The following is an 11,688-nucleotide window of genomic DNA, read 5'->3' as shown; positions in this document are numbered from 1 at the left end:
CGTCACGGTTGCGGTGGGCATCTCATCGCAAGCCTCTGACGCACCGGAGGGTTCGCCGACCGCGGCGCGGCCCTCACCCGGTCCAGCGGGGCGGGCGCTTCTCGATGAAGGCCTGGACGCCCTCGAGCGCGCAGGGCTCCATCATGTTGGCGGCCATCGTCGCGCCCGCGTCCTGGTAGGCGGCCTCGATTCCGGCCTCGATCTGGCGGTAGAAGAGGGCCTTGCCCATTGCGACGGCAACGCGAGGCTTGGCGACGACCCTCGCCACCAGCGCCTCCACCGCCTCGTCCAGCGCCTCGGCTGCGGCTACTTTGTTGACCAGCCCCAGCACCCGCGCCTCTTCGGCGGAGACGAACTCCCCGGTGACGAGCATCTCGAAGGCGGCTTTGCGGGGCAGATTGCGCGACAGCGCCACTCCCGGCGTCGCGCAGAACAGCCCGACGTTGATGCCGCTGACTGCGAAGCGCGCGTCGCGGCTCGCCACCGCGAGGTCGCACATCGCGACGAGCTGGCAGCCCGCGGCGGTCGCCAGGCCGTGGACCCGCGCGACCACCGGTACGGGTAGGCGCTGAAGCGCCATCATCACCGACGTGCACTGCGCGAACAGGCTCCGGTAATAGTCGAGCGACGGCTCGGCCCGCATCTCCTTCAGGTCGTGGCCGGCACAGAAGGCCGCGCCGGACGCCCCGAGCACGACGGCACGCACCGCTTCGTCGTCGGCGAGCGCGTCGACGGTCTCGCCGAGCGCCGCGAGCATGGCCTCCGACAACGCATTGAAAGCGTGCGGGCGGTTCAGCGTCAGTGTGACGACACCGCGCTCGTCGCGATGGTGCAGCAGTAGAGGTTCTTCCATTGTTTGACCTCACTCGATTGACCCGGCGCTACTCGGACGCTAACACCGGCCGCACCTGAAGCCAACGCGTCACCGGTAGGCGTCGCTGCGCTTGGCCACGTTGTAAACCGTTGCCTCGCCCGCGGTGTCGTCGATGGAGTACGCCACCCGGTATTGCCCGAAGCGCACACGCCAATCACGTTGGCTCCCAACTAGTTTCTTCGCTTTGGCCGGTCGTGGATCGTTCGACTCGTCGGTCGAGGCATCAAGAACGGGGGCCGGAACTCACAACAGGTTCCAGCCCCCGCCCTCTTGGTGACGAACTAGTGGTGATGATGCCCGTGCCCGTGGCCGTGGCCGTCGCCCTCCTCCTCGGCGGGCTTGTCGACGACCGCCGTCTCGGTGGTGAGCACCATCCGTGCCACCGATGCCGCGTTGAGCACCGCCGACCGGGTGACCTTGACCGGGTCGATGACGCCGTCGGCGATCAGGTCGCCGTAGCGCAGCGTCGCGGCGTTGAGGCCGTGTCCGGCGGGCAGTCCGCTGACCTTGTTGACCACGACCGCACCGTCCAGGCCGGCGTTGTCGGCGATCCAGTACAGCGGTGCGGCCAGGGCGTCGGAGAAAACGTCGACCCCCGCCGCCTGGTCACCGGTCAGCGACGCCCGCAGGTCTTTCAGTGCCTCGCGGGCGCCGATGAGCGCCGTACCACCGCCGGCCACGATGCCCTCCTCGACAGCCGCCTTGGCCGCCGCGACGGCATCCTCGACGCTTTCCTTGCGCTTCTTGAGTTCCGTCTCGGTAGCGGCACCGACCTTGAGCACGGCGACCCCGCCGGCCAGCTTGGCCAGCCGCTCCTGCAGCTTCTCGCGGTCCCAGTCCGAGTCGCTCGCCTCGGCCTCGGCGCGCAGCTGCTTGATGCGGCCGGCCACCGCCTCGGCGGAACCGCCGCCGTCGACGATGATGGTGTCGTCCTTGCCGACCACCACCCGGCGGGCCGAGCCCAGGACCTCGACCCCGACCTCGCGCAGCAGCAGGCCGGCGTCGGGGTTGACCACCTGGCCGCCTGTGACGATCGCGAGGTCCTCCATGAACGCCTTGCGCCGGTCGCCGAAGAACGGCGACTTGACCGCCACGGCCTTCAGCGTTTTGCGGATCGAGTTGACCACCAGCGTGGCCAGAGCCTCACCATCGATGTCCTCGGCGATGATGACCAGCGGCTTGCCCGCTTCGGCGACCTTCTCCAGCATGGGCAGCAGATCGGGCAGCGAGCTGATCTTCTCCTGGTGCAACAGGATCAGCGGGTCTTCGAGCACGGCCTGCTGGGCGTCGAAGTCGGTCACGAAATACGCCGACAAGTAACCCTTGTCGAAGCCGACACCCTCGGTGAACTCCAGCTCGGTGCTCATCGTCGAGGATTCCTCGACACTGACGACGCCGTCGGTACCCACCTTGTGCATCGCCTCGCCGACCAACTCGCCGATCTGCTCGTCGCGTGAGGAGACCGTCGCCACCTGTGCGATGCCCTCCTTGCCGGAAACCGGGGTCGCCGACGCGAGCAGCGCCTCGGACACCGCGTCGGCGGCCTTGCCGATCCCCGCGCCGAGTTCCATCGCGTTGACTCCGGCAGCGACCAGGCGCAGGCCGCCCTTCACCAGCGCCTGGGCCAGCACCGTGGCTGTGGTGGTGCCATCTCCCGCGACGTCGTTGGTCTTGGTGGCCACCGACTTGACCAGCTGGGCGCCGAGGTTCTCGAACGGGTCCTCCAGGTCGATCTCGCGCGCTACGGTGACACCGTCGTTGGTGACCGTGGGGCCGCCCCAGGACTTGGCGATCACCACGTGGCGACCGCGCGGCCCCAGGGTCACCCGGACCGCGTCGGCGAGCGCATTCACACCCGCCTCGATGGCACGGCGCGCGTCCTCGTCGTACGCAATGAGCTTGCTCATCAGGTTCCTTCTTCCCACCTACTGACGCATTCCGCCCCGGAAATCACCCGTGGAACACACGGGGATCGCCGGGGCGGAACACGGGTTACTTGGATACGACAGCGAGCACGTCGCGCGCCGACAGGATCAGGTACTCCTCGCCGTTGTACTTGATCTCGGTGCCGCCGTACTTGCTGTAGATCACGGTGTCACCCTCGGACACGTCCAGCGGGATCCGCTTCTCGCCGTCCTCGTCCCAGCGGCCGGGGCCAACTGCGACGACGGTGCCTTCCTGCGGCTTCTCCTTGGCGGTGTCGGGAATGACCAGACCGGACGCGGTCGTGGTCTCGGCCTCGTTGGCCTGCACGAGAATCTTGTCCTCGAGTGGCTTGATGTTCACCTTCGCCACGATGGGAGCCCTCCAGTTAGTTGGTAGCAGGCCCGGGACCATCGCCCGGGCCGGAGTTGGCGGTCGGTTCGCGGCGTGGCCCCGAACCGTCCGTTTGTTAGGTGGTCTGGCAGTCGTCCGTACCCTCGCACCGTCGTCGCGGGTGCCGGCACAAGGGGGCGTCCGATTGCCACCTAGCACTCTATACATGAGAGTGCTAGCACTCAAGGGGGGCCCGTTGCTTCCTCCCTGGGAGCCCCTACCCGCGGGGCGCTGCCCGAGATTCGCGCCGGGTTGATAATGGACAGATGCTCACGAGGATCCTGCTCACCAAGCGCGCCATGGTCGCGGCCGTGTTGTTCATCGCGGCCTTCGTCGCATCCTCTGGGGCCGACACCGGATTGGCCGCCGCCGACCCGGGCGGCCAGATGTACGGCAACCCGCAAGCCGCCGCGCCTTACTGGCGCTACCAGCATCAGGAAGACTGCGGCCTGATGGCCGTCGCCGACGTGGTCGGCCAGCTCACCGGCCACGAACCCACTCAGATCGGCATCGAACTGCGCGGAATCTTCACCCCCAGCGAAGCGCACGGCGGAGATGTGTACTTCTTCGACGGCACGTCGCCCCAGGACATGGTCATGCTCCTGCAGCGCTACGGCATCCAGTCAGACATGACGACCGGCAACACCATGCAAGGGATGGAGGACTACCTCAGCGGTGGCCACAAGGTCATCGCAGCGCTGAACGCGGAGACAATCTGGAACTATCCCCCGGGCCAAGGGCAACGCACACAGGCCGACCATGCCGTCGTCGTCACCGGGGTCGACACCGCCGACAACGTCGTCCACCTCAACGACAGCGGCACACCGAACGGCCGGGATGAACTGATCCCGATGGACATCTTCACCCAGGCCTGGTCAACCAGCGACAACCTGCTGATCGTCACCCAGGCGACCGGCTACGGGACATTACCGTGGGCGCCTCAGATCTAAGGCAACCGGCTCTGCACCACCGGCAGGCCCGGGTCGCTGGCCACATCCAGCGGTGATGGCGGCGCGCCCGAAGCCACCAGATGCGCGGCGAACGACGCGATCATCGCCCCGTTGTCGGTGCAGCGCCGCGGCCCGGGGATCCGCAGGGTCAGGCCGGCCTGCGCGCAGCGCTGCGCGGCGAGCTCGCGCAGCCGCGAGTTCGCGGCGACTCCCCCGGCGATCAGCAGGGTCGACACGCCGGCCCGGGTGGCGGCCCGCACCGCTTTCATCGTCAACACGTCGGCAACGGCTTCCTGGAATCCGGCGGCGACGTCAACGGCACGGAAATCCGGGGTGCTCTCCAGATACCGCGCCACCGCGGTTTTCAGTCCGGAGAAGCTGAACGCGCACGGGTCGTCGGCCGGCCCGGTCATGCCGCGGGGGAAGACGACGGCTTCGGGATCTCCGGTGCGGGCCAGCTCGTCGAGCACCCTGCCGCCCGGATAGCCCAGACCCAGCAGCCGCGCCACCTTGTCATAGGCCTCACCGGCGGCGTCGTCGACGGTGCTGCCGAGCTCGACGATCGGCGCGCCGAGCGAACGCACGTGCAGCAGGTGCGTGTGTCCCCCCGACACCAGCAGCGCCACGCACTCGGGTAACGGGCCGTGCTCGTAGACGTCGGCGGCCAGATGCCCGCCGAGATGGTTGACGGCGTAGAAGGGCACACCCCAGGCGGCCGCATAGGCCTTGGCCGCCGCGACCCCCACCATCAGGGCTCCGGCCAGACCGGGCCCGATGGTCGCGGCCACGATGTCGGGCCGCTCGAGCCCGGCGGCCGCCAAGGCGCGGCGCATGGTGGGGCCGAGCGCCTCCAGGTGGGCCCGGGAGGCGATCTCGGGCACCACGCCGCCGAACCGGGCGTGCTCGTCGACGCTGGAGGCCACCGCGTCGGCCAGCAGTGTCACGGTGGCCCCATTGCCGGTGCCGTCCAGCCGGGCGATGCCGACTCCGGTTTCGTCGCAGGAACTTTCGATGGCCAGGATGACGGTCATGGGTTTCGGCGCGCCTCTCTGCGCATCGTGTAGGCGTCGGCGCCGCTGATGCGGTAGTAGCGGCGGCGCAGGCCGACCTGCTCGAACCCCACACTGCAGTACAACGCGATCGCGGCCGCGTTGTCGGTGCGCACCTCCAGGTACACCACAGCCCCGTCGGCGAAGGCCAGCAGCTCCTCGAGCAGCCGCCGGCCGATGCCGCGGCCCTGATAGGCGGGGTCCACGCCGATGGTGTGCACCTCGTACTCGAACGGCGGCCTGCGACCCAGTCGCGAGATGCCGGCGTAACCGACCAACGCGTCGGCGGTGCGCGCGCCCACATAGTGGTTGTGCGGGCCGGCCAGTTCGCGCGTGAACGCAGCCGGCGGCCACGGGTCGTCACCGTCGAACAGCTGCGATTCGAGTTCAGCGCACCGCTGTGCGTCGGCCGGGGTCAACGCGCCGACGGACACGGTCCCGTCGCAGGCGGTCATCGGCGCTCCGTCAGGGGTTTGGCGTCGGGCCGGCGCAGGTACAGCGCCACCAGTGGCGACGGCGGCGCCGACCAGTCCCCGACGGCGGCCACCAGGCCGGCCGGTGTCGGATGGACCGGGCCGCAGCGCGGCAGGCCGAATGGCGCCGCGTGCTCGGGCGAACCGGCCACCGCCCGCGCGGTGCCGGGATCGACGCCGGCCGGCGCCCCGACGGCCGGACCCTCGGTACGGACCCCGTCTCGGTAACGGGCCCAGTAGATTTCGCGGCGGCGGGCGTCGGTGACGACCAGGACCTCGCCGGTGGTGAGCACGCCGATGGCGTCCAGGCTGCACACCCCGTACACCGGGATGCCCAGCGCGTGCCCGTAGGCGGCGGCGCTGGCCATACCCACCCGCAGGCCAGTGAAGGGACCTGGGCCGCAGCCCACCACGACGGCGTCGAGATCGACCATCCTCAGCGCGGCGTCGGCGAGCGCGGCGAGCACGTTGGGGGTGAGCCGTTCGGCGTGGGCGCGGGCACTTATGGTGACCCGCTCGGCCAGCACGGCCAGATCGTCGCGACGCACCACCCCGGCCGTCACCGCCTCGGTCGCGGTGTCGATGGTCAGGATGACGCTCACGAGGCCCACCGCCACGTCGCGAGCCGCACGTCGGAATGGCTGACCCGTTCCAGGCGGACGTCGAGGTGCCGCTCGGCGAGGCGTTCGGCGAGGCCCTCGCCCCACTCCACCACGACGACCGCGTCCTGCAGTTCGGTGTCGAGGTCCAGCGAGTCGAGTTCCCCCAGCAGGCCGGCTCCGGGCTGGTCCAGCAATCGGTACATGTCGACGTGGATCATCGCCGGCGCGCCGGGCCGCCGCGGGCGATGCACCCGCGCCAGCACATACGACGGCGAGGTGATCGGGCCCTCGACGTCCATGGCTGCGGCAATCCCCTTGGCCAGCAACGTTTTTCCCGCTCCAAGTGGCCCGGAGAGCACGACTACGTCACCAGCGCGCAGCTGCTCGCCCAACCGGGACCCCAGCGCGACCGTGTCCTCGGCGCGCTCGCAGGTGGCGGTGCACCGGGGCGGGACGCCGGCACCGAACCTCGACTCAGTCACGACGCCCGAACCTTTCCCGGATCCGGCGGTAGCGCCGGGCCATCGCGCCCGGCCGGGACCGCTCGACGAGCCGGACCAACCCGTCGTTGATGGCCTCGGGCCTGTCCAGCAGTGCCAGGTGGCTGGCCCCGGAGACGATAACCAACTCGGACAACGGCATACACGCAGCCATCTTGCGGGAGTATTCATCCGGAGTGAGCAGGTCGTGGTCGCCGCAGGCGACCAGGGTCGGGACCCGCAGCAGCGTCCACAGCCCGGCGGTTTCGTCGTGCTGCTCCAGCGCGTCCAGGAACCCCACCAGCGTGGCGATCGGAGTGTCGTTCATCATGCGCTGCGCGAACGCGTCCAGGCTCCGGCTGACCTTGAGGTCGCTGAACGACGCGGCCCGCAGCACGGGGCCGATCACTGATCGCGACACGGTGCGGCCGTGGTTCACCAGTTTGGGTGCGGACCTGGTGGTGAGCCGGATCGCCTCCAGCGCAGGATTTTTCAGCAACTCACCCAGCGGTGAGCGGGGCAGCCCTTCGGCGGCAGACGAAATCAGCGCCGCGCCGACGATTCTTTTTCCGTATCCCTCGGGGAACTGGCGGGCGTGCGACAACACCGTCATACCGCCCATCGAATGCCCCACCAGCACGATCTTCCTACGCGGCGCCGCCGCTGCCAGCACACTTTCCAGGTCTTCGCCGAGCTGGGCCAGCGTGTAGGTCTGCGGCAAGCCCTCGCCGGACCGGCCGTGCCCGCGTTGGTCGTAGAAGACCATTCGCACCCGCGGCCCCAGCCGCGCGGGCAACCGGGTCCGCTGGAAATGGAAGGCGCCCATACGCAGGCAGAAGCCGTGAACGAACACCATCGTCAGCGGGGCGTCCACGGGCCCCGTCTCACAGACGGCCAGCGCCACTCCGTCCGGGGTGGTGACCACATAGCTGCGGTCGGCGTCGATCCTGTCGAAATCCTCGTCGGCGTAGGGATCGTCGGCGGCGGTCGAGCGCTGGGTCACCGAGTGGCGGATCGAGGCCCCCACGATGGCGGCGATCGCGGTCAGACCCGCACCTCCCGCAAACCAGGCCCTGAACCAGTGGCGCCGGCGGGTTCGGTCATCGCTCAACGGTTCCCGCCTCGCGGTATGTCCTGGTGATACGTCCCCGGGGGCTGGTCACCACCTCGTAGTGGATGGTGCCGAGCAGATCGGCCCAGTCCTGTGCGGTCGGTTCGCCACCGCCGCCAGGCCCGAACAGGATCGCCTCGTCGCCTTCGGCCACGTCAGGCTTTCCGGGTCCCAGGTCGACGAGGAACTGGTCCATGCAGATCCGTCCGACGCCGGGCCGCCGCCTGCCGTTGATCAGGACGTCGAGGCGTCCCCCCAGCATGCGGAACACCCCGTCTGCGTAGCCGATCGGCAGCAGCGCCAGGTTGGTGTCGCGTTCGGCGATCCAGGTGTGGCCATACGACACGCCCTCGCCGGCACGGATCGCCTTCACCAGCGCGACAGTGCATTTCACTGTCATCGCCGGTACCAGCCCCATGTCGCCGAGCACGGGGACCGGGCTGAGGCCGTACACGGCGATACCCGGCCGAACGAGGTCGAAAGCCAGGTCGGGTCGCGACATCGTCGCCGACGAGTTGGACAGATGGGCAACCTCGAACCGCATCCCCTGGTCGCGCACCGTCGCGAGAAGCTCGGCGAACCGTCGGGCCTGGACGTCGTTGAATGGGCTGTCGGGCTGGTCGGCGTGCACCAGATGCGACATCAGCCCGCGCGCCCGCACGGCGCCTTCGGCCACGGCCCGGCGCAACGCGTCCAGCAGCGACGGGAACTGGGCCGGGAGGACCCCGTTGCGGTTCAGCCCGGTGTCGGCCTTGACGGTGACGGTCGCCGTCTGGCCGGTGCGGCGTGCGGCGTCCAGCAGCTCGCCGAGCTGGCGAGGCGAGGAGATGGCGATCTGGATGTCGGCCAGCAGGGCGGGACCGAAGTCGATACCCGGTGGGTGCAGCCACGCCAGCACCGGTGCGGCGATCCCGTCCGCGCGCAGCGCCAGCGCCTCGTCGACGGTGGCCACGCCCAGCTCGGCAGCCCCCGAGGTCAGCGCAGCGCGGGCAACCCGGGTGGCCCCGTGGCCGTAGCCGTCGGCCTTGACGACGGCCATCACCTGGCCGTGGCCGGCGTGCTCGCGCAGCACCCGCACGTTGTGCTCGATGGCGCCCAGGTCAACCACGGCCTCGGCCAGAACGCCTGGCGTCAGGGATGTCGGCGTAACGGCCACGGACGATATTGTCCCAGAATCGTTCCGGCACGTTCACCGTGCAGCGAGTCACTCGCGGCCCATGGGGCGCAACCGCCACACCAGTCTCTGGGCCGAGCGGCACACGATGCGCCCGCCTCAGAGCGACAACGCGCGTCGCAGGCTGCCTGCCAGGCGTTGTCGCTGCGAGGCGGGCAAAAAGAGCACCGTCTCCCGACGGGGACCACTGTGGCGGATGTGACAAGCCACCCGGGTCAGTGCGCGAAGTGCTGTTCGCCGTGGCGTCCGCCAGGCTCGACCCTGTCCAGCGACGCCAGCACAGACACCATGTCGTTGTGCAGTGCCCGGGCCAAGTCGGCCGACATCCCCTCGCGCACCACGACACGCAGCACCGCCACGTCGGCGGCGTTGTCGGGCATCGTGTAGGCCGGCACCTGCCAGCCGTAGCTGCGCAGCTCGTGGGAGACGTCGAACTCGGTGTACGCACGGTTGCCCGCGAGTTTGAAGGCGACCACCGGGATCGCCGAGCCGTCTGAGATCACCTCGCAATGCTCGCGGGCGCACAATTGCTCGGCCAGCCAGCGCGCCGTACCCGACAGCGTCCGCATCACCTTGGTGTAACCCTCGCGACCCAGGCGCAAAAAGTTGTAGTACTGCCCGACCACCTGGTTGCCCGGCCGGGAGAAATTCAGCGTGAAGGTCGGCATGTCCCCGCCGAGGTAGTTGACCCGGAAGACCAGCTCCTCGGGCAGGTACTCGTTGCTGCGCCACACCACGAAGCCGACGCCGGGGTAGGTCAGCCCGTACTTGTGCCCGCTGACGTTGATCGACACGACGCGGGGGAGCCGGAAATCCCACCTGAGCTCCGGCTGCAAGAAGGGCACCACGAAACCGCCGCTGGCCGCGTCGACGTGCACGGGAACGTCGACGCCCCCGGCGGCGGCCAGTGTGTCCAGCGCGGCGCAGATCTCGGCGACGGGTTCGAGCTCCCCGGTGTAGGTGGTGCCCAGGATCGCCACCACGCCGATGGTGTCCTCGTCGACGGCATCGACGACCTGCTCGGGGGTGATCACGTAGCGACCCACCTCCATCGGCAGGTAGCGGGGCTCGACGTCGAAGTAGCGGCAGAACTTCTCCCACACGACCTGGACGTTGGAGCCCATCACCAGATTCGGGGTCCGCTTCGCCCAGCCTCCCCCTTTTTTGGACCCGACTTTCTGGCGCCAGCGCCACTTCATCGCCAGCCCGCCGAGCATCACCGCCTCGCTGGAGCCGACCGTGGACACCCCGCAGGCGCTGTGGGGATCGTCGTCACGCAGCCCGTCGGCATGGAACAGGTCGGCCACCATGCACACGCAACGCTGCTCGATGGCCGCGGTCGCGGGGTACTCGTCCTTGTCGATCATGTTCTTGTCGAACGTCTCGGCCATGAGCTTGTCGGCCTCGGGGTCCATCCAGGTGGTGACGAACGTGGCCAGGTTCAGCCGCGAGCTGCCGTCGAGCATCAATTCGTCGTGGACGAAGCGGTACGCGGCATCAGGGTTCATCGACTCCTCGGGCAGGCGCAGCGCCGGGATCGGGGCGGTGAACAGGCGGCTGGTGTACGCAGGCGCGATCGAGTGCGCGGCCATGGAGGGGTGATGGGGCATGCAGTTCCTTTCTTGGGGCCGTCTTGGGGCCGGCAGCCTTGCTTCTACAAGGCGGCCAGGGCGGCCCGGATGTGCGGGATGATTCTCGACGCCGAGGTCGGCGCGTCTGAGGGGCCGGGATCTGCGGCCGAGGACGCCGCGGCACGGGCGTGTACGAAGGCGGCCGCCGCGGCCGCCTCGGCCCCCGGCAGGCCCGCCGCCAACAGCGCGCCGATCATCCCGGACAGCACGTCGCCCGAGCCCGCCGTGGCGGCCCAGGACTGCCCGGCCGGGTTGAGGAAAACGGGGCCGCCGGCGTCGGCGATGACGGTGACATTGCCCTTGAGCAGCACCGTGGCACCGAACTCGTCGGCCAGCGTGCGGCAGGCACTGACCCGGTCGTCGCCGGGCGGGTGCCCGGCCAGCCGGGCGAATTCCCCGGCGTGGGGAGTCAGCACGGTCGGCGCCTCACGGTCGGCCACCAACTCGGGTCGCGTCGCCAGGATGGTCAGCCCGTCGGCGTCGACGATCACCGGCAGGTCGGTGCCCAGCGCGAACGTCAGGGCCCCGGCGCCGGTCTCGTCGGTACCCAACCCGGGCCCGGCCACCCAGGCCTGCACCCGCCCGACTGCCGCCGGGGTAGGTGCGGCGATCACCTCGGGCCACCGTGCGAGTACCTCGGCGTGCGCGCTGCCGGCGTAGCGGACCATGCCGGAGGTGGCCGCGACGGCGGCGCCGGTGCACAGTACGGCCGCACCCGGGTACGTCGACGAGCCGGCCATCACGCCGGTCACCCCCTGGGTGTATTTGTCGTCCCGGGGACCGGGCACCGGCCAGCGCGCCAGCACGTCGGCGGCCTCGAACCCCAGCGCCTCGACAGCGGGCGGGCCCGGCAGGTCCAGGCCGATGTCGATGAGTTCCACGCGGCCGCAGTCGGCCAGCGCGTGCACCGGCTTGAGCCCGCCGAAGGTGACGGTCACGGCGGCGGTCACGGCGGGACCGGTGATCGCCCCGGTCATCACGTCGATCCCGCTGGGAATGTCGACGGCAACCACCGGGATGGCCGCGTCG

13 protein-coding genes are annotated in these 11,688 nt (G+C 69.7%); 1 reads left to right on the top strand and 12 read right to left on the bottom strand.

Annotation, left to right across the window (positions count from 1 at the left end):
* Positions 1 to 73 precede the first annotated feature (73 nt).
* From AC2VOK_RS15195 to groES, 4 genes are all read right to left on the bottom strand, one after another.
* Positions 74 to 853: an enoyl-CoA hydratase gene (locus tag AC2VOK_RS15195; protein WP_428901226.1), complete on the bottom strand. Its 780-nt coding sequence runs from the start codon at positions 851 to 853 to the stop codon at positions 74 to 76.
* A gap of 69 nt (positions 854 to 922) precedes the next feature.
* A complete protein-coding gene (locus tag AC2VOK_RS15190; protein ID WP_428901225.1) occupies positions 923 to 1,021 on the bottom strand; it encodes a type II toxin-antitoxin system RelE family toxin in 99 nt (32 codons plus the stop codon).
* A 134-nt stretch (positions 1,022 to 1,155) separates the two neighbouring features.
* Positions 1,156 to 2,781 (bottom strand): chaperonin GroEL, encoded by a 1,626-nt coding sequence (gene groL / locus AC2VOK_RS15185; protein ID WP_428901224.1) that lies wholly within the window; start codon positions 2,779 to 2,781, stop codon positions 1,156 to 1,158.
* Between the two features lie 85 nt (positions 2,782 to 2,866).
* Positions 2,867 to 3,169, bottom strand: coding sequence for a co-chaperone GroES (gene groES / locus AC2VOK_RS15180; RefSeq protein ID WP_007167930.1), 303 nt, complete (start codon positions 3,167 to 3,169; stop codon positions 2,867 to 2,869).
* 287 nt (positions 3,170 to 3,456) lie between these two features.
* Between groES and AC2VOK_RS15175 the strand changes: the two genes are divergently transcribed.
* The gene (locus tag AC2VOK_RS15175) at positions 3,457 to 4,140 is read left to right on the top strand and encodes a C39 family peptidase (RefSeq protein WP_428901223.1); all 684 of its coding nucleotides are present in this window, start codon (positions 3,457 to 3,459) and stop codon (positions 4,138 to 4,140) included.
* Here AC2VOK_RS15175 and tsaD read toward each other — a convergent pair.
* From tsaD to AC2VOK_RS15135, 8 genes are all read right to left on the bottom strand, one after another.
* Entirely contained in the window at positions 4,137 to 5,171 is a 1,035-nt protein-coding gene (tsaD, locus tag AC2VOK_RS15170) for a tRNA (adenosine(37)-N6)-threonylcarbamoyltransferase complex transferase subunit TsaD (protein ID WP_428901222.1), read from the bottom strand. The genes AC2VOK_RS15175 and tsaD overlap by 4 nt on opposite strands.
* A complete protein-coding gene (gene rimI / locus AC2VOK_RS15165) occupies positions 5,168 to 5,644 on the bottom strand; it encodes a ribosomal protein S18-alanine N-acetyltransferase (protein WP_428901221.1) in 477 nt (158 codons plus the stop codon). Before rimI ends, tsaD begins: the two co-directional genes overlap by 4 nt.
* Complete coding sequence (tsaB, locus tag AC2VOK_RS15160) at positions 5,641 to 6,279, bottom strand: tRNA (adenosine(37)-N6)-threonylcarbamoyltransferase complex dimerization subunit type 1 TsaB (RefSeq protein ID WP_428901220.1); 639 nt, start codon at positions 6,277 to 6,279, stop codon at positions 5,641 to 5,643. The genes rimI and tsaB overlap by 4 nt, the downstream gene beginning before the upstream one ends.
* Entirely contained in the window at positions 6,261 to 6,746 is a 486-nt protein-coding gene (gene tsaE / locus AC2VOK_RS15155; RefSeq protein ID WP_428901219.1) for a tRNA (adenosine(37)-N6)-threonylcarbamoyltransferase complex ATPase subunit type 1 TsaE, read from the bottom strand. Before tsaE ends, tsaB begins: the two co-directional genes overlap by 19 nt.
* A complete protein-coding gene (locus AC2VOK_RS15150) occupies positions 6,739 to 7,791 on the bottom strand; it encodes an alpha/beta fold hydrolase (RefSeq protein ID WP_428901227.1) in 1,053 nt (350 codons plus the stop codon). The genes tsaE and AC2VOK_RS15150 overlap by 8 nt, the downstream gene beginning before the upstream one ends.
* A 52-nt stretch (positions 7,792 to 7,843) precedes the next feature.
* Positions 7,844 to 9,010: an alanine racemase gene (alr, locus tag AC2VOK_RS15145; protein WP_428901218.1), complete on the bottom strand. Its 1,167-nt coding sequence runs from the start codon at positions 9,008 to 9,010 to the stop codon at positions 7,844 to 7,846.
* 233 nt (positions 9,011 to 9,243) lie between these two features.
* The gene (gene gad / locus AC2VOK_RS15140; RefSeq protein ID WP_428901217.1) at positions 9,244 to 10,638 is read right to left on the bottom strand and encodes a glutamate decarboxylase; all 1,395 of its coding nucleotides are present in this window, start codon (positions 10,636 to 10,638) and stop codon (positions 9,244 to 9,246) included.
* Positions 10,639 to 10,682: 44 nt separating this feature from the next.
* Positions 10,683 to 11,688: NAD(P)H-hydrate dehydratase (locus tag AC2VOK_RS15135; RefSeq protein WP_428901216.1), on the bottom strand; the 1,006-nt coding region annotated here is incomplete at its 5' end.

The sequence above is a fragment of the Mycobacterium sp. TH-M116 genome (genome assembly GCF_057473685.1).
The sequence above is the reverse complement of the archived record's forward strand: the minus strand, read 5'-3'. Positions and strand labels throughout refer to the sequence as shown.

Excerpts from the sequence above, each read along its gene's own strand:
- AC2VOK_RS15195 (WP_428901226.1), bottom strand. The coding sequence starts at position 853 with ATGGAAGAACCTCTACTGCTGCACCATCGCGACGAGCGCGGTGTCGTC.
- groL (WP_428901224.1), bottom strand. The coding sequence starts at position 2,781 with ATGAGCAAGCTCATTGCGTACGACGAGGACGCGCGCCGTGCCATCGAG.
- AC2VOK_RS15175 (WP_428901223.1), top strand. The coding sequence starts at position 3,457 with ATGCTCACGAGGATCCTGCTCACCAAGCGCGCCATGGTCGCGGCCGTG.
- tsaD (WP_428901222.1), bottom strand. The coding sequence starts at position 5,171 with ATGACCGTCATCCTGGCCATCGAAAGTTCCTGCGACGAAACCGGAGTC.
- rimI (WP_428901221.1), bottom strand. The coding sequence starts at position 5,644 with ATGACCGCCTGCGACGGGACCGTGTCCGTCGGCGCGTTGACCCCGGCC.
- gad (WP_428901217.1), bottom strand. The coding sequence starts at position 10,638 with ATGCCCCATCACCCCTCCATGGCCGCGCACTCGATCGCGCCTGCGTAC.